General features: G+C 66.9%; 20 protein-coding genes. 11 read left to right on the top strand and 9 right to left on the bottom strand.

Annotation, left to right across the window (positions count from 1 at the left end; genetic code table 11):
* Window positions 1-238: HIT domain-containing protein (locus ACTS1X_RS09400; RefSeq protein ID WP_442614130.1), on the top strand; the 238-nt coding region annotated here is incomplete at its 5' end.
* Window positions 239-280: 42 nt separating this feature from the next.
* Complete coding sequence (locus ACTS1X_RS09395; protein WP_442614129.1) at window positions 281-1,711, top strand: sodium-dependent transporter; 1,431 nt, start codon at window positions 281-283, stop codon at window positions 1,709-1,711.
* Between the two features lie 189 nt (window positions 1,712-1,900).
* On the opposite strand, the gene ACTS1X_RS09390 is transcribed toward ACTS1X_RS09395, so the two are convergent.
* Entirely contained in the window at window positions 1,901-2,899 is a 999-nt protein-coding gene (locus ACTS1X_RS09390; protein ID WP_442614128.1) for an adenosine kinase, read from the bottom strand.
* A 127-nt stretch (window positions 2,900-3,026) separates the two neighbouring features.
* Here ACTS1X_RS09390 and ACTS1X_RS09385 point away from each other — a divergent pair, with 127 nt between their 5' ends.
* The 3 genes from ACTS1X_RS09385 to ACTS1X_RS09375 all read left to right on the top strand — a co-directional run bounded on the left by ACTS1X_RS09385 (window position 3,027) and on the right by ACTS1X_RS09375 (window position 5,658).
* Window positions 3,027-3,725, top strand: a complete 699-nt coding sequence (locus tag ACTS1X_RS09385; protein WP_442614127.1) for an EI24 domain-containing protein — start codon at window positions 3,027-3,029, stop codon at window positions 3,723-3,725.
* A 10-nt stretch (window positions 3,726-3,735) separates the two neighbouring features.
* Complete coding sequence (locus ACTS1X_RS09380; protein WP_442614126.1) at window positions 3,736-4,065, top strand: hypothetical protein; 330 nt, start codon at window positions 3,736-3,738, stop codon at window positions 4,063-4,065.
* 201 nt (window positions 4,066-4,266) lie between these two features.
* Entirely contained in the window at window positions 4,267-5,658 is a 1,392-nt protein-coding gene (locus ACTS1X_RS09375; RefSeq protein WP_442614125.1) for a porin, read from the top strand.
* A 176-nt stretch (window positions 5,659-5,834) separates the two neighbouring features.
* On the opposite strand, the gene phoU is transcribed toward ACTS1X_RS09375, so the two are convergent.
* Window positions 5,835-6,533 carry a phosphate signaling complex protein PhoU gene (gene phoU, locus ACTS1X_RS09370; protein WP_442614124.1) on the bottom strand — a complete coding sequence of 233 codons (699 nt, stop codon included), beginning with the start codon at window positions 6,531-6,533 and terminating at the stop codon, window positions 5,835-5,837.
* A gap of 143 nt (window positions 6,534-6,676) precedes the next feature.
* A complete protein-coding gene (locus tag ACTS1X_RS09365; RefSeq protein WP_442614123.1) occupies window positions 6,677-7,726 on the bottom strand; it encodes a substrate-binding domain-containing protein in 1,050 nt (349 codons plus the stop codon).
* A 180-nt stretch (window positions 7,727-7,906) separates the two neighbouring features.
* Here ACTS1X_RS09365 and ACTS1X_RS09360 point away from each other — a divergent pair, with 180 nt between their 5' ends.
* Complete coding sequence (locus tag ACTS1X_RS09360; protein WP_442614122.1) at window positions 7,907-9,001, top strand: sensor histidine kinase; 1,095 nt, start codon at window positions 7,907-7,909, stop codon at window positions 8,999-9,001.
* Window positions 8,998-9,798, top strand: a complete 801-nt coding sequence (locus tag ACTS1X_RS09355; protein ID WP_442614121.1) for a LytR/AlgR family response regulator transcription factor — start codon at window positions 8,998-9,000, stop codon at window positions 9,796-9,798. Before ACTS1X_RS09360 ends, ACTS1X_RS09355 begins: the two co-directional genes overlap by 4 nt.
* Window positions 9,799-9,828: 30 nt before the next feature.
* On the opposite strand, the gene ACTS1X_RS09350 is transcribed toward ACTS1X_RS09355, so the two are convergent.
* The gene (locus tag ACTS1X_RS09350) at window positions 9,829-12,084 is read right to left on the bottom strand and encodes a TonB-dependent receptor (RefSeq protein ID WP_442614120.1); all 2,256 of its coding nucleotides are present in this window, start codon (window positions 12,082-12,084) and stop codon (window positions 9,829-9,831) included.
* Between the two features lie 136 nt (window positions 12,085-12,220).
* Here ACTS1X_RS09350 and ACTS1X_RS09345 point away from each other — a divergent pair, with 136 nt between their 5' ends.
* The 3 genes from ACTS1X_RS09345 to ACTS1X_RS09335 all read left to right on the top strand — a co-directional run bounded on the left by ACTS1X_RS09345 (window position 12,221) and on the right by ACTS1X_RS09335 (window position 15,173).
* Window positions 12,221-12,757: a hypothetical protein gene (locus ACTS1X_RS09345; RefSeq protein WP_442614119.1), complete on the top strand. Its 537-nt coding sequence runs from the start codon at window positions 12,221-12,223 to the stop codon at window positions 12,755-12,757.
* A complete protein-coding gene (locus tag ACTS1X_RS09340; RefSeq protein ID WP_442614118.1) occupies window positions 12,754-14,307 on the top strand; it encodes a PepSY-associated TM helix domain-containing protein in 1,554 nt (517 codons plus the stop codon). The genes ACTS1X_RS09345 and ACTS1X_RS09340 overlap by 4 nt, the downstream gene beginning before the upstream one ends.
* Window positions 14,308-14,399: 92 nt before the next feature.
* Window positions 14,400-15,173, top strand: a complete 774-nt coding sequence (locus ACTS1X_RS09335) for an isocitrate lyase/PEP mutase family protein (protein WP_442614117.1) — start codon at window positions 14,400-14,402, stop codon at window positions 15,171-15,173.
* A 101-nt stretch (window positions 15,174-15,274) separates the two neighbouring features.
* Here ACTS1X_RS09335 and ACTS1X_RS09330 read toward each other — a convergent pair whose 3' ends face one another.
* The 5 genes from ACTS1X_RS09330 to ACTS1X_RS09310 all read right to left on the bottom strand — a co-directional run bounded on the left by ACTS1X_RS09330 (window position 15,275) and on the right by ACTS1X_RS09310 (window position 21,648).
* The gene (locus ACTS1X_RS09330; protein ID WP_442614116.1) at window positions 15,275-16,537 is read right to left on the bottom strand and encodes a cytochrome P450; all 1,263 of its coding nucleotides are present in this window, start codon (window positions 16,535-16,537) and stop codon (window positions 15,275-15,277) included.
* A gap of 43 nt (window positions 16,538-16,580) precedes the next feature.
* The gene (locus ACTS1X_RS09325; protein ID WP_442614115.1) at window positions 16,581-17,858 is read right to left on the bottom strand and encodes a cytochrome P450; all 1,278 of its coding nucleotides are present in this window, start codon (window positions 17,856-17,858) and stop codon (window positions 16,581-16,583) included.
* 85 nt (window positions 17,859-17,943) lie between these two features.
* A complete protein-coding gene (locus tag ACTS1X_RS09320; RefSeq protein ID WP_442614114.1) occupies window positions 17,944-19,278 on the bottom strand; it encodes a cytochrome P450 in 1,335 nt (444 codons plus the stop codon).
* A 196-nt stretch (window positions 19,279-19,474) separates the two neighbouring features.
* Window positions 19,475-20,713, bottom strand: a complete 1,239-nt coding sequence (locus ACTS1X_RS09315) for an ABC transporter permease (RefSeq protein ID WP_442614113.1) — start codon at window positions 20,711-20,713, stop codon at window positions 19,475-19,477.
* Entirely contained in the window at window positions 20,710-21,648 is a 939-nt protein-coding gene (locus ACTS1X_RS09310) for an ABC transporter ATP-binding protein (RefSeq protein WP_442614112.1), read from the bottom strand. Before ACTS1X_RS09310 ends, ACTS1X_RS09315 begins: the two co-directional genes overlap by 4 nt.
* 179 nt (window positions 21,649-21,827) lie before the next feature.
* On the opposite strand from ACTS1X_RS09310, the gene queG reads away from it, so the two are divergent.
* The gene (queG, locus tag ACTS1X_RS09305; protein ID WP_442614111.1) at window positions 21,828-22,886 is read left to right on the top strand and encodes a tRNA epoxyqueuosine(34) reductase QueG; all 1,059 of its coding nucleotides are present in this window, start codon (window positions 21,828-21,830) and stop codon (window positions 22,884-22,886) included.
* The last annotated feature ends 98 nt before the right edge of the window (window positions 22,887-22,984 follow it).

Below are 22,984 nucleotides of genomic sequence, written 5' to 3'. Positions count from 1 at the left end.
CCTCGTCATCCCCAAGGGCGACTATGTGAGCTGGGACGATTTTTCGGCGAAGGCGTCCGACGAAGAGATCGGCCATTTCGTCCGGACGGTCGGGGAGATCGCCCGCGACCTCGACCTCGTCGAGCCCGGCTACCGCCTGCTCGCCAATATCGGCGGGCACGGCCATCAGGAGGTCCCGCACCTCCATGTCCACCTGTTCGGCGGCCGGCCGCTCGGGCCTATGCTTGCGCGCGGCTAGGCGCTAGATACCGCCCGATAAAAATATAAGGGGAGAGTATCGATGGTAGCGGCAACCCATACGACCAGCGAGGGCTGGTCCTCGCGATGGGCCTTCGTTCTTGCGGCGATCGGCGCCGCGGTCGGCCTTGGCAATGTCTGGCGCTTCCCGACACTCGCCGGCGAAAATGGCGGCGGGGCGTTCGTCCTCTTCTATATCGGCTGCGTCGTCCTGATCGGCCTGCCGCTGGTGCTCTCGGAAATCCTGATCGGCCGGGCCGGCCGCAGCGACGCCGTCGGCAGCGTCCGCAACGTCGCGGCGGCATCGGGCCGCAGCGGCGCTTGGGCGACTTTGGGCTGGGTCGAGGTGATCGCCGCCTTCCTGATCCTCAGCTTCTACAGCGTCGTCGCGGGCTGGGTCATCTATTATGCCGGCGTCATGGGCCGCGATTTCTTCGGTGCATTGTTCGCGGGCGCTCCGTTCGCCGGGGCGCTGCAGGGCGAAACGACCGAAACGATCCAGCAGCGCATGGGCGACCTGTTCACCAACATCCCGCTGCTGCTGGCCATGCACACGGTGTTCATGGGCATCACCTTCGCGGTCGTCGCGCGCGGCGTGCATGACGGGATCGAGAAGGCCGCCACCTATCTGATGCCGGCCTTTTTCGTGCTGCTGATCGCGATCACCATCTACGGCGCCTTTCTCGGCAATTTCGCCGAAGCCGTCGCCTTCCTGTTCACGCCCGATTTCTCCAAGCTCACCGCGCCTGCGATGAACACGGCGCTCGGCCAGGCGCTGTTCTCGATGAGCCTCGGCTCGGCGGCGCTGATGACCTATGGCGCCTATGTCTCGCGCGAGACCAAGCTGGCGCCGACCGCGGGCATGATCGCCTTCGCCGATACGGGGGTCGCGATCATCGCCGGCCTGATGATCTTCCCGATCGTGTTCGCCGTCGGCCTCGATCCCGCCGCCGGGCCGACCCTGGTCTTCCAGTCGCTGCCCGTGGCCTTCCAGCAGATGCCCGCCGGATCGCTGGTCGGCTTCCTCTTCTTCGTCCTCATCTTCTTCGCCGCGCTGACGAGTTCGATCTCGCTGCTCGAGGCGCCGACGAGCTGGGGCATCAACGAGCGCGGCTGGTCGCGCCCCAAATCGGCCTTCATCTTCAGCTTTTCGGCCTTCGTCATCGGCATCGCCTGCCTGCTCTCGCTGAGCGTGTGGAGCGATATCCGGCTGCTCGGCTTCTGGTCGATCTTCGCCGAGACCAATATCTTCGACACGATCGACGGCTTTACCGGCAAGGTGATGCTGCCGGTCGCGGCGCTGCTGACGGCGGTCTTCGTCGGCTGGCGGGCGGACCGGAAGCTCGTCGAGAACGAGACGGGGCTGGAAGGCGGGCTGTTCGGCCTGTGGCGCTTCCTCGTCTGCTGGCTCGCCCCGATCGCGGTCGCGCTGATCCTCGTGTTCGGCCTGTTCCCGGGATTGCTCGGGAGCTGAGGCCAAGGCATCACGTCATTGCGAGGAGGCGATGTCGACGAAGCAATCCAGAGCTGCAGATGCCATCGCTAACCGCTCTGGATTGCCGCGCTCCCTGCGGTCGCTCGCAATGACGGTCCGGCATTAAGCGATCACGTCCTTACGATACTTCGCCGGGAAGCGCATTGCTGTGCGTCGGGACCCCGAGAGTTAGCCCAATCGTTCCTTCACCAGCGGCTTCAGGTCCGCTTCGGGCCGCGGTCCGTAATGCTGGATCACCTCGGCGGCGCAGACCGCGCCCATCGCGAGGCTGTCCGCGATTCCGCGGCCTTCCGCCTGCCCGGCGAGGAAGCCGGCGGCGAACTGGTCGCCTGCGCCCGTGGCGTCGACGACCCGGTCGATCGGTTCCGCGCCGACCTCGGTGCGCTCGCCGTCCTTGACCGCGATCGCGCCCTTTGCGCTGCGCGTGACGACGAGCAGCGGCGTCTTGGCCGCGGTCGCGGCGACGGCGGCGTCGAAATCGCCGGTTTCCTGCAGCGACTTGATCTCGTCTTCATTGGCGAAGAGGATGTCGATCCGTCCCTCGTCGAGCAGGGTCAGGAAATCGCCGCGGTGCCGGTCGACGCAGAAGCCGTCGGACAGGGTGAAGGCGACGCGGCGTCCCGCGCCCTTGGCGATGTCGATCGCCCGGTCCATCGCCGCGCGCGGTTCTTCCGGATCCCAGAGATAGCCTTCGAGATAGAGGATCGCCGCGCTCTCGATCAGCGCCTCGTCGAGCGCCGAGGCCGGCAGATATTGCGAGGCGCCGAGAAAGGTGTTCATCGTCCGCTCGCCGTCAGGGGTGACGAGGATCAGGCAGCGCGCGGTCGCGGGTTCGCCGGCGCGTTCCGGGGTGTCGAACGCCACGCCGAGCGCGGTGATGTCGTGCCGGAACACCTTGCCGAGCTGGTCGTCGGCGACCTGGCCGATAAAGCCGGTCCTGCCGCCCAGCGCCGCGATGCCCGCGACGGTGTTCGCGGCCGAGCCGCCGCTCGCTTCCACGCCGGGGCCCATCTTGGCGTAGAGCGCCTCGGCCTCCTCGGTCGTGAAGAGCAGCTGCATCGCGCCCTTGCTGAGGCCTTCGGAGGCGATGAACGAATCGTCGGCCTGGGCGATCACATCGACAATGGCGTTGCCGATGGCGACGATATCGAGCGCGGGTTCGGACATGGGCGGGCTCCGGCGGATTGGAGGTGGGATCGGTCGGGACAGAAAGGTGCGCAGGCCCTAGCGGCGCGCTCGCGCGTGCGCAACCGCATGATTGACGCGCGGCTTCGCCCGTCACATCAGGACGGCGATGCTCCGCGCGCTTTTCCTCTCGATCGGCCAGCTCGGCGATCCGGCCTTCCTGAAGGTCCTCGCCAAGTCGCTGGCGCTGACGATCCTGCTCTTCGTCGTCGCCGGGTTCGGCGTCTACTGGCTGCTGATCTGGCTGTTCGACTGGTTCGGATGGGGCGAGAGCGGCGGGTTCGCGGCGGCGGCAAGCGCGGTCATCATCGCGGGCCTGAGCTTCTGGCTGCTGTTCCGCGCGGTGGCGATGGGCGTGATCGGCCTGTTCACGGACGAGATCGTCGATGCGGTCGAGCGCAAACATTATCCGGACAAGGCCGAGGTCGCGCAGGCGGCCGGCTATGCGGACCAGGTCCGCGTCGGCCTCGCCTCGGCGGGCCGGGCGATCGGCTGGAACCTGCTCGCCGCGCCGCTCTATGTCGTCCTTCTGGTCACCGGCGTCGGCACGATCGCGCTGTTTCTCGCGCTCAACACGCTGCTGCTTGCGCGCGATCTCGGCGAGCTCGTCGCGATCCGCCACGTCCCGCGCGACCGCTGGCGCGACTGGCGGAGGGAGACGCGCGGCAGACGGATGCAGATCGGGCTTGTCGCGGCGGGGCTATTCGTGATTCCTGTCGTCAATCTGCTCGCGCCCATCCTGAGCGCGGCCATGGCGGCACATATGCTGCACGGGGGAACCGAAGACGATGCACAGAATCGGGCGTAAAACGATGGCGATGGCCGGGGCATTGGCGGTGGCGGGCTGCGCGACGACGCCGCAAGTGCCGACCACGACCAGCCGGCCGATGACCAACACGGTGGGGCTCGAACGGGTGATCGGCCGCAGCGCCGCCCAGCTGGTCAGCCTGTTCGGCGATCCGGCCCAGGATTTCCGCGAGGACGGCGCGCGCAAGCTGCAATTCTCCGGCAATGCCTGCGTCCTCGACACCTATCTCTATCCCGGGGAACGCGGCCGCGAGCCGGTCGTCACCTATGTCGACGCGCGCAACGCGCGCGGCGAGGATGTCGATCGCGCCGCCTGCGTCGAGGCGCTGGCGCGGAGATAGTTCGTCGGAATTTTTCGTCGTGAGGGGATGCGGGCTGGTACCGCGCTCGACCGCAAGGTCGATTCTGACAAACCAATTCCGGGCCCGAGCGAAGCGGAGGCCCGGCACATAGCGTGTCACATAACCGAAACACAAAACTCATCGTGCCGTAACATTGCTGTCATAGGGGCGGGTCGAAATCGTCATCGGAGCTTCATCGAAATGAAACAAACCGCCCTCGGCCTTTCGGCCTGCGCCGCCGCACTCATCGCCGGCACACCGGCCCTCGCCCAAGACGCCGCGCCGACGCGCGCCGAGATGCAGGCCGAGCTCGAGGAACTGCGCGGGCGCGTGCAGACGCTGGAAGCGCTGGTCGAGCGGCTCGTCGGATCGCAGGCGGCCGTCGCCGAGCAGGCGGAAGCGGCAAACGCGACGGCCGAGGCCGCGCAGGTCGCGGCCAATGAAGCGAGCGAAGCGGTGGCCGCCCAGCCGCGCATCACTCACGGCGCGGCGACGCGGGTGCGGACCGAGGACGGCTGGGACTTCCGGCCGTTCGGGCGGCTGATGGTCGATGCGGCGAGCGTTTCCGATCCGGGGAATCTCAACGATCCCGGGCTGGGCTTTTCGAGCACGATCCGGCGCGTCCGGCTCGGCGCGGAGGGCGCGATCCCGGGCGGGTTCGAGTACAAGATCGAGGTCGATTTCGCCGACAACGAAGTCGAGGTGACGGACGCGATCCTCAGCTATGGCGCCGGCGATGTCGAGTTCACGATCGGCCAGCACAACACCTTCCAGGGGCTCGAGGAGCTGACCAGCAGCCGCTTCATCAGCTTCATGGAGCGCGCCGCCTTTACCGACGCGTTCGGCTTCCAGCGGCGGGTCGGCGTGTCGGTCAATTATGCGAATGGCGATTTCCGCTGGGACGGCGGCGTGTTCACCACCAATATCGACGATCTCGCCGACGACAGCGTCAACGCCTGGTCGTTCGACACGCGGGCGGTCTACAGCCCCGAGCTGAACGGCACCCAGCTCCATTTCGGCGGCTCGCTCCACCATCGCGACCTGCGCGACAATCCGGGCGCCCGCTATCGCCAGCGCCCGGCCTATGGCGGCACCGATACGCGCTTCATCAACACCGGCGCGCTCACTGTCGCCGAGGAGACGAGCTACGGGCTCGAAGCGGCGGTGATCCACGGGCCGTTCCACGCGGTGGCCGAGGGCCATTGGCTGAACGCGGACATCCCCGGCATGGCGAACCCGACCTTTTTCGGCGGCTATGTCGAGGCCGGCTATTTCCTGACCGGCGGCGATTCGCGCGGCTATTCGGGCGGGCGGTTCAACCGGACGCGGCCGGCCCGCACGGTCGACGAGGGCGGGATCGGCGCGGTCCAGCTCAACGCCCGCTACGACCGGCTGGACCTCAGCGATGCCGGGATCGTCGGCGGCGAGCAGGACCTGTACGGCCTGTCGCTGATCTGGACGCCGATCGATTATGCGCGCTTCATCCTCAACTACAGCCACATCGCCTATGACGACGCGGCGATCGCGCTGCCGAACGGCGATACCGACTACAGCGTCGACGTCATCGGCGCGCGCGCGGAGTTCGATTTCTAGCGGGACGCTTGTCTGTCAGGCCTTCGCTTCGCTCAGCCGCGGGCGGAGATGGCAGAGGCCCGGCGGCGCGCAGCGTCGCCGGATGCCATCGGAGGGCGGTGCCGCGATTTCGCGCTAGCCAAATTCTGACAAAAAGGATCAGCGGTGCCCGACCGAATGGTCGAGTCTGACAAACGCTAGGCGGCCAGCTTCTCGCTTTCGGTATCGCGGACCCTGGGCTGGGTGCCGGTCACCGTATAGGTCACCATTTCGGCGATATTGGTCGCCTGGTCGCCGATCCGCTCGAGATGCTTGCTGACGAACAGCAGGTGCGCGGCCTGGCTGATCTGGGCCGGCTCCTCGATCATGAACTCGATCAGCATCTTGGTCAGTTCGTCATGCAGGTCGTCGACGGCATCGTCGCGCTCGCACACCTTGCGCGCGAGCTCGACATCGCCCTCGGCATAGGCGCGCACGACGTCGACGAGCATGTTTTTCGCCGCATCGTTCATCGCGGCGATCGTCTTGCGCAGCTTTTTCGGATATTTCGCCGTGATGCTGGAGACGCGCCGCGCGATGTTGCGGGCGTAATCGGCGGTCCGCTCGAGCAGCGCGCTGATCTTGATCGCGGACACGAGCACGCGCAGATCGTCGGCCATCGGCGCGCGCAGCGCGATGACGTTGACCGCGGCGGCCTCGATCCGGGCGGCCAGCCGGTCGATCTCGCGATCGCCGCTCACCACCGCGTCGGCCAGCGCGGTATCGCGCTGTTCGAGCGCCTTGATCGCATCGGCCATCGCCAGCGAGGTCCGCCAGCCCAGCTCGAGGATATTGGTCCGCAGCTCGTTCAACTCGTCGTCGAACGCCGATACCGTATGCTTCGTTTCGCCCGTCATGAGCCTTACTCCAACCGATCACGCTACAAATATGACAATTATGTTACAGTAATATGGACTCGAGCGCAAATCATTGGTCTCCATCCGCAAAAAGGCCGGACGGTCGCCCGCCCGGCCTTTCGCAGACGGTGGCCGGTTCCGGCCTAGTTCTGGAGATCTTCGGCGGTCAGCGCCGTCATCGATTCCGCGATGGCCGCAAAGCGGGCCCGCGTTTCGTCCGGGTTCGAGATCATGCCTTCCTCGACCAGATAGCCTTCCGGACCCCAGGCCGACACATATTCGGCGACGAACTCGCGCAGCCCGCGGATCGCCTGCAGATGGTTGCCCTTGATATAGACGTAGAGCGGCCGCGCGCCCGGATAGTCGAAGCTCGCGATGCTGTCATAGGTCGGCGCGACGCCGTCGATCGACACGCCGACGACCTCGCCCTCATTCTCGGCGAGGAAGCTGTAGCCGAGCAGGCCGAGATAGCCGGGATTCTGCGAAACGCGCTGGATGATCAGATTGTCGTTCTCGCCCGCCTCGATAAAGGCCTGGTCCTCGCGGATCCTCGTGCAGACCTCGTCCTTGCGATCCTCGTCCTCTTCGGCGAGCGCGGCGATCGCCGGATTGGTCTCGCAACCGGCTTCCATGATCAACTCGATAAAGGCGTCGCGCGTGCCGCTCGTCGTCGGCGGGCCATAGACGCGGATCGGAATGTCCGGCAGCGACGGATCGATGTCCGACCAGTTTTCGGCGGTCTGCTCTTCGCCATAGGGCTCGGCGGCGAGCGCCTCGTAGATCTGCGCGCGGGTCAGTTCCATCTGCGGACCGTCCGGCGATTCGACCACGGCGAGGCCGTCGATGCCGACCTGCAGTTCGATAATCTGGTCGACGCCGTTTTCCTGGCAGGTTTCGAATTCGGTCAGCTTCATCCGCCGCGACGCGTTGGCGACGTCGGGATACTCGGTGCCGACGCCGGAGCAGAACAGCTCCATGCCGCCGCCCGTGCCCGTCGATTCGACGACCGGAGACCCGAATTCGGGGTTGTTGCGGGCGAAATTCTCGGCCACCGCGCGGGTGAACGGATAGACGGTCGAGCTTCCGACCACCGTAATGGCGCGCACGCCACCGTCTCCGCCGCCGCCACCGCCGCCGCAGCCGGCGAGCGTCACGGCCATGGCCGCCATCAGTCCTGTAAGGGGAGCGCGCACATTTTCCTCCATATTTGATGTGCAAGGAGGGCGGGACCCGACGGGCCGCCCTTGCACAGCCTATTGCGACATCTATGTGACAACTGGGTTACATCGAGCGCGCCGATTTGCCCTTTGTGCGCGGGAGATCGACCCGCGCAATTGCTTCCCGCATTCCCGGAAATCGACTAGAACACCGCCATGGCCCTTGAAGACCTCACCAAAAAGCCGTTCTTCGTCGACAAGAACCGGGCATTCTGGGTGCTTCAGTCGGTCGGCTGGTCCGGCTATTTCGTGCTGCGCGCATTGGGCGGGATCGCCAACAATATGGGCCCGCTCTTCATCCTGCCGACGGCGATCGCCACGGCGACCGGCTATTGCCTGACGCTGATCATGGCCGTGATCTTCCGCCAGCTGATCGACCGCAGCCCGCGCGTCACCTGGGGCGGATCGGTCACCGTGGTGCTGATCGCCTCGGCGATCTTCTCGTTCATCGAGGTGTGGGCCTTCACCGCCTTCTACCGCGGCGGCGAAATGCCCTCGGGCCTGCAGTTTTTCGGCGCGATCCTGCTGGATTTCACGCTGCTCGTCGCCTGGTCGGGCCTCTATTACGGGATCAATTTCTACATCCTGATCGAGGAACAGAACGACCAGCTGCTGCGCCTCGAAACCCAAAGCTCGAACGCGAATCTCGCGATGCTGCGCTACCAGCTCAATCCGCATTTCCTGTTCAACACGCTGAATTCCATATCGACGCTGGTGCTGCTGAAGCAGACCGAGCGGGCCAATGCGATGCTCTCGCGCCTCTCCTCCTTCCTGCGCTACACGCTCGCCAACGAACCGACCGCGCGGGTGCCGCTGGCGCAGGAGGTTGAAACTCTGAAGCTCTATCTCGAAATAGAGAGGATGCGGTTCGAGGACCGGCTGCGCCCGAGTTTCGACATCGACCCGCGCGTGACCCGCGCGCGCCTGCCCTCGCTGCTGCTGCAACCCTTGGTCGAAAATGCGATCAAATATGCCGTGACGCCGCAGGAGGAGGGCGCCGAAATCCGCATTTCGGCGCAGCAGGTCGGAAACCGGGTGCAGATCACCGTGTCCGACACCGGCCCGGGGTTGCAAGACGGCGCCGTGACGCGCCACTCTTCGACGGGCGTAGGCCTGGCCAATATCCGGGACCGTCTGGTCCAGGCATTTGGCGAAGAGCAGAGATTTGAAATCAAGACGAACGAGGGCGGCGGTTTCTGCGTCGAAATCGAAATCCCGCTCCAGTTCGAACAGGCAAAGGAAGCCGCATGACCATCCGCGCCATCATCGTCGACGACGAACCGCTCGCCATCCAGGGCCTGCAATTGCGGCTCGAGCCGCATGACGATGTCGAAATCGTCGACACCTGCACGAACGGCCGCGAGGCCATCCGTTCGGTCAAGACGCACAAGCCCGACCTCGTCTTTCTCGACATCCAGATGCCCGGGTTCGACGGCTTTTCCGTCGTCCAGGGGCTGATGGACGTCGAACCGCCGCTGTTCGTGTTCGTCACCGCCTATTCCGATCACGCGATCCGCGCCTTCGAGGCGCAGGCCGTCGACTATCTGATGAAGCCGGTCGAGGACGACCGGCTCGCCGATACGCTGGCCCGGGTCCGCGAACGGCTGGCCGAGAAGAACAGCAGCGAGGAGATCACCCGGCTGAAGGAGGTGCTGTCCGAAGTCGCACCCGACGCGGCCGAGGACCTTGCCGCCGAGGGCGAGGCGCCCGCCGCCAGCCGCTACGAGAAGCTGATCAACGTCAAGGATCGCGGCCAGATCTTCCGCGTCGATGTCGAGAGCATCGAGCGGATTGACGCCGCCGGCGACTATATGTGCATCTATACCGGCGACAATACGCTGATCCTGCGCGAGACGATGAAGGATCTCGAAAAGCGCCTCGACCCGCGCACCTTCCAGCGCGTCCACCGCTCGACGATCGTCAATCTCGACCAGGTCCGGCAGGTCAAGCCGCACACCAACGGCGAATGCTTCCTGGTGCTCGAAAGCGGCGCGCAGGTGAAGGTCAGCCGGTCCTACCGCGACGTCGTCGCGCGCTTCGTGCACTAGGCCCCAGGGCCGGCGGCGGGCGCGGCCCGCCTAGATCCCGAACCGGACGGTGAGCTCGACGCCGAGGATGCGCGGCTCGCCGGTTCGCCCCTGGCCCGCCGGGGTGAGGCCGCTCGGCGCGTTGCGCTGGGTCAGATAGGCCTCGTCGAACAGGTTGCGCGCGAAACCGAACAGCGCCCAGTTCTCCGCCTCGTAACCGGCCTTGAGGTTGACGACCGTGGCGGCGCGGACGGCGGTGCGCGGATCGTTGCACGGGCTGTCGGCGCAGGTCCGGCGCTGGCCGATCACATTGCCGCCGGCATCGAAGATCGGCTCGAACACCGTGCGCGCGGGGTCGTTCTCGAAGATCGAGAAGAAGCCGTCGCGCAGGCTGATGTCGCCGAGCACGCGGAAGCCGGTCGGGTGCCGCCAGTCGAAGCCGGCGCTGACGGTCAGCGGCGAGGCGTTGTTGAACCGGTTGCCGGTAAACTCGGCATCGGCGGTCTCGTAATCGGTGAATTCGGTATGGGTGAAGCCGACCGCGGCGAACACGGAGAGCGTGTCGGCCGGGCGGGCTTCGGCGGCGATCTCGAAACCGTAGAGCTCCGAACTGCCGGCATTGACCGGGATCGTGTCGATCGGGATGCCGTTGGCGATGCCGAAGGGCGTGATCTGCGAGACGATCTGGTCGGTCCAGTCGGTGTAGAAGATATTGGCCTCGACGAAGAGGCTGTCGTCGGCCGTCGCCGCGCGCAGCGACGCCTCGTAGTTCCAGGTATATTCGGGATCGAATTCGGCGACGAGGCCGCTGACCGTCGACACCCCGGTGCCGCCAGCGCGATAGGCGCGCTGGACCGTGAAACCGAGCACGACATCGTCGGACAGGCCGTAGCGCAGCCCGAATTTCGGGAGGAACGCGTCATAGCCCGTGGCGTTCTCGATCCGCTCGTCGGCCGGCAGGAAGGGCACGACCAGCGGATTGTCGGTCGTGGTCCTCGTCAGGGCCGAGAAGTCCCGCGATTCGTCGTCATAGCGCGCGCCGGCGATCAGCGTCAGCCGGTCGGCGATGTCGAGCTCCGCTTCGCCGAAGAGCGCGACATTCTCCTCCTCGGTGCGGAATTCGCGGGCCTGGAATATCTGGCCGGGCGGCAGCAGCGGGCTGAGAAAGGCGGTGGGCACGAAGAAGCTGTCCTCGCTCCGGTTGTCGAACCGGCCGTAATAGGCGCCGACCAGCAGGCGGAACGGCCCGCCATCGTCGAAGCGCAGGCGCACCTCCTGGACGAAACTGTCATCGTCCTGCGTCCGGTCGAGCCGGCCGTTGTCGGCCGGGCTGTTGTCGAGATCCTCGTCGCGCAGATAATCGTGGACATAATAGGTGCTGAGCGAGGTGAGCGTGATCGCGTCGCTCGGCGACCAGTCGAGCCGCAGCGTGTTGATGATATGTTCGGACCCCTCCTCGGCCGGGAGGTTGGCGGTGTTGATCCGCCGGCCGGGGAAGCTGGCGAGATCGACCAGATCCTCGCCGCCGCGGCTGTCAGTATAGTTGAACGTGTAGCGCGCGCGGAACCGCGACGACGGCTCGAAGAGCAGCGCCGCGCGGCCGGTAAAGGCCTCGCGCCGGTCATACTCCTCGTTCCGCGTCGGATTGAACACCCAGCCGTCGCTCGCGCGCTGATCGGCCGAGACGCGCAGCGCCACCATGTCGCCCAGCGGCACGTTGACGGTGCCGGCGAGCTGATAGGTGTCGAGCTCGGCATAGGAGGCGCGGGCCTTGACGCCGAACGCGCCGAGCTCGGGATCGGCCGAGTTGACGATGATCGCGCCGCCGATCGCGTTGCGGCCCTGCGTCGTGCCCTGGGGCCCGCGCAATATCTCGATCTGGCCGATGTCCCAGGCCGAATAGGGGCCGAAAAAGGTCGACTGGTTGTTGGGCAGCGAGGCGCCGTCCACGATCGTGTTGATGAGCAGTCCGCCGCCCGAGCCGAGCCGCTGGTCGATGCCGCGGATCGTGAAGCCTTTCTCGCCGAAGCTCTGCGAGACGTTGGGCGTGCGCAGCACCGCGTCGTAGAGATCGTCGATGCTGCGGTCCTCGAGCTCGTCGCCGGTCAGGACCTCGACGCTGGTCGTCGTCTCGAAGATCGTCCGTTCGAACTTCTCGCCAGTGACGATGATGATCGGCCGGGGCTGCCCCGAATCGTCGAGCGCCCCGTCCGCCGTTTCGCCGGCGCTATGGGCGCCGGCCTGGGCCGGCACGAGCGCCGCGGCCAGCGCCGCCATCGAGATATGGACGGGAAGAGAAACGCGCATGGATGCACCCCTTGATTCTCATCAATTGCGACCGATTCGCAATAATTGCTGCGAGCGGCATTAGTGCGAATGATTCGCATTTACAACACAGAATCCTTTCGCTAGAAGCCTTTGCGAATTGAAGGGGTGCAACGCGATGTGGGTAGTCGGCGGGATCGCCACCCAGTTTCTGAGCATTTGGGCGCTGCGGTACGCCCGGCGCCGGCAACCGCTGCTGCTCGGCGGTCTCGCGCTGTTCGCACTGTCGGTCGCGATGATCGCCACCGGGCTCGGCGCCGAGCTCGGACTGGCCTGGGCGCTGACCACGATCTCGGTCGCCGCCTATGCGCTGATCCTGCCGCCCTTCTTCCGCGCCCGCGCGATCGGCCATGACCGGCGGCCGGCCCGCCTGAAGAAAATGCCGGCGCCGCCCTCCGCCTCGAAGGCGCGGCTCGCGCTCCGCCTGTTTTCCGCCGGACCGCTCTATCTCGTCGCCGCGCTCGCGCTCAGCCTGCTCATCGCGACCAAGCCCTGGGCCGGCGAGATCACCCGGCTGTTCACCGGCGGCCTGACGACGCCGCTCTTCTGGTCGGTCGGCGCGCTCCACGCGACGGTCGATACCGATCTCAAGCGGATCATTTGGCTGCCCGTCCTGCTGGTGCTGGCCGCCATCGGCGGATACATCCTGCTGTGACCGGGCCGACCGACACCCCGCCGCCCGAAACCGAAGGCAGCAACAGCCCGTTCGTCCGGCGGATGATCGATTCCCATTCGGTTCTCGGCCTCGCCTTCGCCGCGCTGATCTACATCGTCAGCCTGACCGGCGCGCTGACCCTGTTCGTGCCCGAGCTGTCGCTCTGGGAAAATCCGCGCACCGCGGCATCCTACGAGACGACGCCCGAAGCGGTGGCCGCCGCGGCGCGCAACGCCGAAGCGCGGCTCGAGCCCGGCAACCAGATTCTCAACATCGTCGCCTACGCGCCCGACGAGTTCAAACCCTATCTGACCGTCCGCCTCAACCAGCGCGCCGACCGCCAGTCCGGACTGGTCTCGACCGACTGGATCGCGGATCCCGCGACCGGGGCGCTGCTGGAAGAGGCCGACGCGCCCTATGCGCATTTCATCGAGGACATGCACACCATGCTGCATCTCCCGCGGCCCTGGGGGCGCTATCTGGTCGGCCTGCTCGGCGTCGTCATGTTCACGCTGATCCTGTCCGGCATCTTCGCGCACCCGACGATCTTCAGGGACGCCTTCAAGCTGCGCCTGCGGCGCAACGCGCGGATCGCCTGGACCGACATGCACAACCGGCTCAGCGTCTGGGGCCTGCCCTATCATCTCGTGCTGACCTTCACCGGCGCCTTTCTCGGCATCGCCGGCGTCACGGTCGCGGCGCTGGCGTTCGTCGCCTATGACGGCGACCAGGAGGCGGCGCTCCGGGTCATCAACGGGCCGCAGCCGATCGCCGGCGCCGCGCCGATGGCGGCGCCGCCCGACTATGCGGCGATGCTCCGCGCGTCCGAGGGCGAGGACCGGACATTTTCGCTGCTCGTCGCCGGCAATCCGAAGGATGGCGGCCAGACGACGACGATCGCCTATTATGAGCGCGGCATCCTTTCGATGCGGACCTCGGACATCTACCGCAATACCGGCGAGTTCCTCGAAAAGTTCGGCGGTTCCGGCGCGCCCGTCGGGGCGCGGATCTTCGGCGCCGTCCAGCCGCTCCATTACGGAACCTTCGGCGGCTATCCGATCAAGATCCTCTACTTCGTGCTGGCGCTCGCGCTGACCTATATCACCAGCACCGGGATGATGATCTGGTTCAAGCGCAAGATCCAGCAGGGGCAGCCGCGGCCCCGGCACGAGGCGGCCTGGCGCGGGATGACGACCGGATTCTCGGTCGCGCTGGCGCTTGGCGCTGCGGCCGCCGCGAGCGGCCTCGGGCTGCCGATCCCGGCGCTGTGCCTGGCGGCATGGGCGATCGCGGCCGTCGCGATATGGTGGGCGCCGCCGTCGCTTTCCGCCGTGCGGTGGGGCCATGGCGCGACCGCGGCGCTCCTCGCGCTGGCGCTCGCGCTGCACATGCCCGCCGCCCTCGCCGCCGACCCGGTGGCCCGGCCGCTGCTGCTCGCGATCGACGCGGCCCTGGCGCTGACCGCGCTGGCCTTCGCCTGGCTGGCGGCCCGCGACGCGCGGCGGCGGTCCCCGGCGGCGTCCGACCGGGCGATGCAGCCGGCGGAGTGAGCGCCCGGGCCGGGGCTCCGGCCTTTCGCCGCAAAAAACGAGGGGACGGCGGTCGCCCGCTGGTGTAGATGCCGTGCATGGGAGATACCGCCATGACCGACCAGCAAGACCGCGCCCGCGCCTTTCACGCCCTGCACGTTCCGGGCGATCCCGTCATCCTGTTCAACATCTGGGACGCGGGGAGCGCGCTCGCGGTCGCCAAGGCCGGGGCGAAGGCGCTGGCGACGGGCAGCGCCTCGGTCGCCGGCGCGCGCGGCTATGCGGATGCGGAATCGCTGCCGATGCAGCAGGCGCTGACCAATGCCGAGCGGATCGTCGAGGCGGTCGACCTGCCGCTGACCGTCGACTTCGAGGGCGCCTATGCGGCCGAGCCCGTGCTGGTCGGCGTCCACGCCCAGGCGATGATCGAAACCGGCGCGATCGGCATCAATTTCGAGGACCAGGTGATCGGCGGCGAGGGCCTCCACCCGATCGACTTCCAGGTCGAGCGGATCGGGGCGATCCGGACCGTGGCGGAGAATGCCGGAATCGATTTCTTCATCAACGCGCGGACCGACATGTGGCTCAAGGCGGGCCGCTCGACCGTCGCCGAAGGGGCGCGGTTCGACGAAGCCGTCGCCCGCGCCAGGGCCTATGCCGATGCCGGGGCGAGCGGCTTCTTCGCGCCCGGCCTCACCGACGAAAGCGAGATCGCGGCGCTGTGCGAAGCCAGCCCGCTGCCGGTCAATGCGATGATGTTCGATGCGATGCCCGGCCATGCGCGGCTCGCCGAACTCGGCGTCGCGCGGATCAGCCACGGCCCCGGCCCGTGGCGCGACGCGATGGCCGCGCTGACCGAGGCCGCGCGGCCGCTATACGAGCGTTAGCCGGCGACCGGGCGAGCGGCCGAAGACGGAATCACCGGAAGCCGAACAGACGTCGTTGCGGGCCCGCAGGCCCGCGGCAATCGGGGATGGCGCGCGAATCCTCAATAGGTGCTGAGCTCGACGTCCATCTTCTTGTAGCCATGGACGAAACAGGCCGACACGCGCTCGGGTTCGCCGATCACGTTCACCCGCAGCCGGCGCTCGGCCATCTCCTCGAGCAGGAGCCGCAGCTGCAATTCCGCCAGCCGCGCCCCGACGCAGCGATGGATGCCGTAGCCGAAGGACAGGTGCCGGCCGGGCTTGGGCCGTTCGAGCCAGATATCGTCGGGCCGCTCGAACATCGTCTCGTCGCGATTGGCCGAGATGTACCAGAGGATGACCGCATCGCCCTCCTTCACCTCATGGCCGAGCATCACATGATCCTCGGTCACGGTACGGCGCATATGGGCGAGCGGCGTCTGCCAGCGGATGATCTCCTGCACCGCGGCCGGGATGAGCTCGGGATTGCGTTCGAGCTTTTCGCGCTCCTCGGGGAATTGCGAGAGCCCGTATGCGCAGCCCGACATCGAGTTGCGCGTCGTGTCGTTGCCGCCGACGATCAGCAGCATCAGGTTCCCCATGAAGGTGAACTGGTCCATGTTGCGCATCTCGCTGTGGATCATGCGCGAGATCAGGTCGGGCGCCTCGCCCTTTTCGAGCCGCTCGTCCCAGAGCCGCTGGAAATAGGCCCCGGCCTCGTAGATATGCTGGAGCTGCTCGCGCCGCTTTTCGACGCTCAGCGCGTTTTCGACATCGCCCATCCAGTCCGACCATTCGGTCAGCTTGCGGCGGTCCTCCCAGGGGAAATCGAACAGGATGGCGAGCATCTGCGTCGTCAGCTCGATCGAGACGCGATCGACCCAGTCGAAACGCTCGCCGATCGGCAGCCCGTCCAGTATCTCGGCGGTGCGGCGGCGGACATCGCCCTCCATCCGCTTCATCTCGGCCGGCGTGAAGGCGGGCGCGATCACTCGGCGCTGTTCGGTATGTTCGGGCCGGTCCATCGCGATGAACATCGGCAGGCGGATGTCGAGATCCTCGGGCAGGTTTTCCGGATCGGTGATGATCGTGATGCCCTTGGCCGAGCTGTAGAGATCGGGCAGCGATTCGATATGCTGGATCGCCTTGTAGGTGGTCACGTTCCAGTAATCGCCATAGGCCGAACCCACGACCTTGTTGATCGGCGCCTTTTCGCGCATCTCCTTGAAGATCGGCTGCCAGCGGTCCTCGACATAGATGTCCGACACGCTCACATCCCAGGGATGCGGCGCCTCCACGACCACCGTTTCCTGGATTTCGGTGTCCGATTTTATCGCCGTCGCCATCTTCCGTTCCTCCTCATGGGCGGCGCGTGCGCGCCGCGTTCGTCTAATATTCGCCCAGTTCGACCGGCATCCGCCGATAGCCGTGCACAAAGCAGGCCGAGACGCGCTCGGGTTCGCCGATCACATTCGCGCGCAGCCGCCGCGCCGCCATCTCCTCCAGCAGGATGCGGACCTGGAGCTCGGCCAGCCGCGCCCCGACGCAGCGGTGGATGCCGTAGCCGAAGGCGAGCTGCCGCCGGGCGTTCGCGCGGTCGACGACGATATCGTCGGGCCGGTCGAACACGCTCTCGTCGCGATTGGCCGAGATGTACCAGAGGATCACCTTGTCGCCCGCCGCGATGGCGTGGCCGAACAGCTCATGGTCCTCGGTCGCCGTCCGCCGCATATGGGCGAGCGGGGTCTGCCAGCGGATGATTTCCTGCACGGCGTTGGGAATGAGCGCCGGATCGTCCTCGAGCCGCTTGCGCTCGCCGGGGAACTGCTCGAGCCCGTAGGCGTAGCCGGACATGGTGTTGCGCGTCGTATCGTTGCCGCCGACGATCAGCAGCACGAGATTGCCCATGAATTCGAGCTCGTCCATCTCGCGCATCGCGTCCGAATGGATCATCCGCGAGAGGAGATCGGGCGCTTCGGGCTTGCTCAGCCGGTCCTGCCAGAGCTCCTTGAAATAGGCCGCCATCTCCTGGAGGTGCATCATCCGCTCGGCGCGCGATTCCGGCGTCAGGCTCTTCTCGACATCGCCGGCCCAGTCCGACCAGAAAGTGAGCTTGCGGCGGTCCTCCCAGGGGAAATCGAACAGGATGGCGAGCATCTGCGTCGTCAGCTCGATCGACACCCGGTCGACCCAGTCGAACGCCTCGCCGCGCGGCAGGCCGTCGAGGGTCTCCGCGGTGCGGCGGCGGATATCGCCCTCCATCCGCTTCATCTCGGCCGGGGTGAAGGCCGGGGCGACGGTGCGCCGCTGCTCGGTATGTTTGGGCCGGTCCATCGCGATGAACATCGGCAGCGAGAAATTCTCGTGCTCGGCGATCCCGAGCGCCTTTTCGTCGACGACCGTGATCCCGCCATTCTTGACGTCGGAGCTGTAGATATCGGGCAGCGCCTCGACATGCTGGATCGGCTTGTGGGTGGTGACGTTCCAATAGTCGCCGAAGGCCGAGCCGGTGACCTTGTTGATCGGCGCCTTTTCGCGCATCTCCCTGAAGATCGGCTGCCAGCGGTCCTCGACATAGATGTCCGACACGCTCACATCCCAGGGATGCGGCGCCTCGACCGTTACGGTCTCCTGCTTCGTCGTTTCCGGTATCGCCGCGGTCGCCATCTTCGCTCTCCCTATCGTGTCCGCGGAGTTTCCGCCTTGGGAAAGCCGGAGTCAAACGGGAGCAACGGCGCCACGCGGCCGGGCCTCAATATTCCGAAAGCCGCACCGGCATCTTCTTGTAGCCGTGCACGAAATTCGAATTCACCCGCTCGATCTCGCCGGTGATCTCGGGCTTGAGGCGGCGCTTGGCCATTTCCTCGATCAGCACGCGAATCTGCAGTTCGGCGAGCCGGGCACCGACGCAGCGGTGGATGCCGTAGCCGAAGGCGAGCTGCCGCCGGGCGTTTTCGCGGTCGAAGCGGATCCGGTCGGCATCCTCGAACACCTCCTCGTCGCGGTTCGCCGAGATGTACCACATGACGAGCTTGTCGCCCTTCCTGATCTGCTTGCCGAACAGTTCGGCGTCCTCCATCGCCGTGCGGCGCATGTGGGAGAGCGGCGTCTGCCAGCGGATCAGCTCCTGCGCGGCATTGGGAATGAGATCGGGATTGTCCTGAAGATTGCGGGCCTCGTCGGGAAACTGGTTCAGCGCATAGGCATAGGCCGACATCGTGTTGCGCGTCGTATCGTTGCCGCCGACGATCAGCAGCGTGATGTTACCGAGGAAGTTGCGCTCGGTCATGTCGCCCAGCGCGTCGGAATGGGCCATCATCGAGAGCAGGTCGGGGGCCGGCTCGCTCGCCTTGCGCTGCTGCCACAGCTCCTGGAAATAGGCGGCGGCCTCCCACATCTTCTGCATGCGGATGGGCCCCAGTTCGGGATCCATCGCGGCGACGACGTCGCCCATCCAGTCCGACCATTCGGTCAGCTTGCGCCGGTCCTCCCAGGGGAAGCCGAACAGGATTGCGAGCATGCCCGTCGTCAGTTCGATCGAGACCCTGTCGACCCAGTCGAACTCCTCGCCGCGCGGGAGCTGGTCGAGCAGCTCCTCGGTACGCTGGCGGACATTCGTTTCGAGCCGCGCGATCTCGCTCGGCGTGAAGGCCGGGGATACGGTGCGCCGCTGCGCGGTATGTTCGGGCCGGTCCATGCCGATGAACATCGGCAGCGCGATCTCCTCGTCATCGGTGGAATCGAGGATCGTGAAGCCGCCATTGCGCCAGTCCGAGCTGTAAAGGTCGGGCAGCGCCTCGACATGGACGATCGGCTTGTAGGTCGTCAGCGACCAGAAGGAGCCGTAGACGCTGTCCTCGCACCAGTGGATCGGATCCTCGCGGCGCAATTTCTCGAACACCGGCTGCCAGCGATCGAGCGCGTAGAGCTCGGGGCGGCTGACATCGATCTCGTCGAGCGGCGTATCGGCGGTCGCCAGCGGCTTTTCGAGCGTCGAGCGGTCGATCCCCTCGCGCCATTCGCGCGCGAACTCGGCGCGATATTTCTGTTCGGCCGTCATGCCGTCGGTGTCGGGCTGCGTCGCCATGTCTCTCTCCTCGATGACGCTTCGCACAGGGGCCATGCATCGCGCCGCGATCAAACTGTTGCGGACGTCGATCCGCCCTTTTTATCAGTAGCAAAAAGAGACTGACACAACTGACACAAATGTCAATAGTCCGAACCCCCTGTTCCGGCCGCGTTTTGCGGTACGGCGAGGCGAATGCCGGACGGGCCGAAACGCGCTAGGCGGGCTTGCGGCGCAGCGCCGCGCCGAGCCGACGGAACACCGACGGACCCGATTTGAGCACGCCCTTGCGGAACCAGCGCGCGCCCAGCGCGATCGTGATCGACACCCAGAGCAGCTGCCAGCCGATCGCCGCGAAATGCGGCCAGAGACTGGGGTCCGACGCGCCCCTGGCGACCATCGCGAAAGGCGAGCTGAACGGGAAGAGTTCGGCGAACAGCGCGAGACCGCTGCCCGGTTGCGCGGCGGCGGCGGAGGCGAGGCCGAACATGCCCATCTGGAAGAAGGTGATCGGCAGCGAGAGCATCTGGATCTCGCGCATCGAATTGGCCTGCCCGCCGACCGCGAGGAACACGGCGCCCAAAAGCAGATAGCCCATCGCGAAATAGACGACCGCGAGCGCGATGAACGGGCCGAAGCCGATTGCCGGATCGAGCGAGGCGAGGGTCGCCGCGCTGTCGGGCAGCGAGGCGATGGCGAACAGCGCCAGCGTTCCCCAGAAGGCGATGAAGAGCAACGCCACGCCGAACAGGCCGATCAGCTTGCCGAGGAACACGGCTTCGAGCGGCACCGCGGCGGCGAGGATTTCGATCACCTTGTTGCCCTTCTCCTCGGCCAGCACGCTCACCGTCTGGCCGGCGAGCAGCAGGGTCAGCAGGAAGAGGACGAACAGCGCGGCGAAACCGAGTGATTGCTGCCCGCCGATCGTCGCGCTCGTCCGCTGGAACGGCTCGCGCTCGATCGCGGTGACGGTTTCGCCGGGGGCGACCCCGCCGCGCCGGTCCCGCGCCGCGGCGTCGGCGAGCAGGGCCAGATAGTCGGCGCCGCGCTCGCTGCCCGCGCCGTAGAGGATGCGCGGCGCATCGGGCAGGCCGAACAGCACGGCCGACACGTCGATGCTGCTTTCGGTGAAGACCGCCCGGGCCTGGTCTTCCGCATCGCCGCCGGCCGGTTCGCGCCGTTCGAGCGCGGGCGGTGCTATGCCAAGGGGAAAGGCCATCCGGATGCGGGCATCGGCCGCTTCGATCCCCGCGCCATAATCCGCGTCGGCGATCACCACGAGCCGCTGGGCGTCGTCGCCGCTATCGGCGATCATCCGCGCGCCGGAGCCGCCGACCACGGCGAAGACCAGCATGAAGAGCGGCGCGAGCAGGAACATCAGGAAGGCGGGGGTCGCGACCGTGGCGATGAAATCGCGGCGCGCGATCACCGCGGCCTGGCGGAAATGGTTCGTCATGCGGCCTGCTCCGCTTCGGCTTCCATCCGCTCGACCGTTTCAGCGCCGACCAGCTGCACGAACACGTCGTGCAGGCTCGGCCGCTCGAGCGAAAGGCCGGCGATGCCGTGGCCGCTTTCGAGCAGCATCGCGAGCAGCGCTTCCATCCCGCTGTCCGGCACGTCGAACACATAGCCGCCATTGTCGCGCATCGCGTCGGGCGGCAGCAGCGCCGCCAGCGCGGCGCCGTCGTCGCGCGGCGTGTAGTGCGCCTGCATCGGCAGGGTCGCGCGCGCCTCGGCGACGCTGCCCTCGTAGCGCAGCCTGCCGCCGGCGATGATCGCCAGCCGGTCGCACAGGCGCTCGGCATGGCCCATGATATGGGTGGAGAAGAGGATCGTCGCGCCCCGGTCCCGCTCGGCGAGGATCAGCGCCTCGAGCCGCTCCTGGTTGACCGGATCGAGGCCCGAAAAGGGCTCGTCGAGCACGATCAGCTCGGGCCGGTGGACGATCGAGCCCAGCAGCTGGACGAACTGCGCCATGCCCTTGGAGAGTTTCTTGATCTTGTCGCCCGCCGCATGGCCGAGTCCGGCATCGGCGAGCAGCCGATCGGCCCGCGCGCGGCCTTCGGCCCAGGGCAGGCCCCGCAGCGCGCCCATGAAGGCGATCGCCTCGCGCGCCTTCATGCCGGGGTACAGGCCGCGCTCCTCGGGCAGATAGCCGACCTGGTTGCTGACGCTGCGCGGCCGGGTCGTGCCGAGCAGCTCGCGCTTGCCGCTATCGGGATCGATGATGCCGAGCAGCATCCGGAGGGTCGTCGTCTTGCCCGCGCCGTTGGGCCCCAGAATGCCGTAGATGCTGCCCCGCGGCACCGCGATGTCGACGCCGTCGACCGCGCGTTTCGCGCCGAAATCCTTGACCAGTTGCGTTGCGGAAAGGGCGAGACCGGATGCCATGCCCCGCCCCTTAGCCGGGCGATGGTTAAGAGAATAGCCTCAAATCGGCCCGCCCGGTCCCCATCCCCCTTTCCGTCACCCTGAACTTGTTCCAGTGTCCGCCCCTCGACTCGCTTCGATAATCCGGAGGGAAACGTGGATGCTGAAACCCGTTCGGCATGACGATAAGAGAGGTGGCGATGGATAAGGCCCGCCTCTCCCAACGCCTCAAGGCGCAAGCCTTGACCGAAGGCTTCGCGGCCTGCGGCATCGCGCCCGCCGACGCCGCGCCGGAAACGGCCCGGCGGCTGCGCGACTGGTTGGCGTCGGGCGCGCATGGGGAAATGGCATGGATGGAAAGCCGCGCGCATCACCGCGAACGGCCCAGGGCGCTGTGGCCCGAAGTCCGCTCGCTGGTGATGCTCGGCATGAGCTATGCGCCGAAGGAGGACCCGCTGCGGCTCGAAGACGCGGCCGATATCGGGCGGATCTCCGTCTATGCGCAGGGCAGGGACTATCACGACATCGTCAAGAAGGGGCTGAAGCGGCTGGCGCGCTGGCTGGTCGCCGAGGCGGCGAAGCAGGGCGCGGCGGCGGACGTGAAGGTGTTCGTCGATACCGCGCCGGTGATGGAGAAGCCGCTCGCGGAAGCCGCGGGCATCGGCTGGCAGGGCAAGCATACGAACCTTCTCTCGCGCGAGCACGGCAACTGGCTGTTCCTCGGCGCGATCTACACGACGCTCGATCTCGGGCCCGACGCGCCGGGCGAGGACCGTTGCGGCTCGTGCACCGCCTGCCAGGCCGCCTGCCCGACCGACGCCTTCCCCGCGCCCTACCGGCTCGATGCGCGGCGCTGCATCTCCTATCTGACGATCGAGCATCGGGGCCCGATCCCGCACGAATTCCGCGCGGCGATGGGCAACCGCATCTATGGCTGCGACGACTGCCTGGCCGTGTGCCCGTGGAACAAGTTCGCCGAACAGGCCGAGGCCAACACGCTGTTCGCCGCCCGCGCCGAACTCGCCGCGCCCCGGCTCGCCGACCTGCTCGCGCTCGACGATGCGGGATTCCGCGCGGTCTTTTCCGGTTCGCCGATCAAGCGCATCGGCCGCGACCGGATGGTCCGCAACTGCCTGATCGCGGCGGGCAACAGCGGCGATGCGGCGCTGGCGGAACCGGTGCGGGCGCTGCTCGACGATCCGGACGAAGTGGTGCGCGAGGCGGCGGAATGGGCGATGGGGCGGTTGCCCTCGACCTGACCGTCCGTTCGGACCGAGCCTGACGAACCAATCCCGCGCCCGAGCGAAGCGAAGATCCGGCACAGCGATCCCGCCGCCCCGCTCTAACCGGCCATTCC

The sequence above is a fragment of the Parasphingopyxis sp. genome, assembly GCF_052168275.1.
GTDB lineage: Bacteria > Pseudomonadota > Alphaproteobacteria > Sphingomonadales > Sphingomonadaceae > Parasphingopyxis.
This window is presented reverse-complemented; position numbering and strand designations above follow the sequence as displayed.

Coding starts and splice junctions, on each gene's coding strand:
- ACTS1X_RS09395 (WP_442614129.1), top strand. CDS start 281: ATGGTAGCGGCAACCCATACGACCAGCGAGGGCTGGTCCTCGCGATGG.
- ACTS1X_RS09390 (WP_442614128.1), bottom strand. CDS start 2,899: ATGTCCGAACCCGCGCTCGATATCGTCGCCATCGGCAACGCCATTGTC.
- ACTS1X_RS09385 (WP_442614127.1), top strand. CDS start 3,027: ATGCTCCGCGCGCTTTTCCTCTCGATCGGCCAGCTCGGCGATCCGGCC.
- ACTS1X_RS09380 (WP_442614126.1), top strand. CDS start 3,736: ATGGCCGGGGCATTGGCGGTGGCGGGCTGCGCGACGACGCCGCAAGTG.
- ACTS1X_RS09375 (WP_442614125.1), top strand. CDS start 4,267: ATGAAACAAACCGCCCTCGGCCTTTCGGCCTGCGCCGCCGCACTCATC.
- phoU (WP_442614124.1), bottom strand. CDS start 6,533: ATGACGGGCGAAACGAAGCATACGGTATCGGCGTTCGACGACGAGTTG.
- ACTS1X_RS09360 (WP_442614122.1), top strand. CDS start 7,907: ATGGCCCTTGAAGACCTCACCAAAAAGCCGTTCTTCGTCGACAAGAAC.
- ACTS1X_RS09355 (WP_442614121.1), top strand. CDS start 8,998: ATGACCATCCGCGCCATCATCGTCGACGACGAACCGCTCGCCATCCAG.
- ACTS1X_RS09350 (WP_442614120.1), bottom strand. CDS start 12,084: ATGCGCGTTTCTCTTCCCGTCCATATCTCGATGGCGGCGCTGGCCGCG.
- ACTS1X_RS09345 (WP_442614119.1), top strand. CDS start 12,221: ATGTGGGTAGTCGGCGGGATCGCCACCCAGTTTCTGAGCATTTGGGCG.
- ACTS1X_RS09335 (WP_442614117.1), top strand. CDS start 14,400: ATGACCGACCAGCAAGACCGCGCCCGCGCCTTTCACGCCCTGCACGTT.
- ACTS1X_RS09330 (WP_442614116.1), bottom strand. CDS start 16,537: ATGGCGACGGCGATAAAATCGGACACCGAAATCCAGGAAACGGTGGTC.
- ACTS1X_RS09325 (WP_442614115.1), bottom strand. CDS start 17,858: ATGGCGACCGCGGCGATACCGGAAACGACGAAGCAGGAGACCGTAACG.
- ACTS1X_RS09320 (WP_442614114.1), bottom strand. CDS start 19,278: ATGGCGACGCAGCCCGACACCGACGGCATGACGGCCGAACAGAAATAT.
- ACTS1X_RS09315 (WP_442614113.1), bottom strand. CDS start 20,713: ATGACGAACCATTTCCGCCAGGCCGCGGTGATCGCGCGCCGCGATTTC.
- ACTS1X_RS09310 (WP_442614112.1), bottom strand. CDS start 21,648: ATGGCATCCGGTCTCGCCCTTTCCGCAACGCAACTGGTCAAGGATTTC.
- queG (WP_442614111.1), top strand. CDS start 21,828: ATGGATAAGGCCCGCCTCTCCCAACGCCTCAAGGCGCAAGCCTTGACC.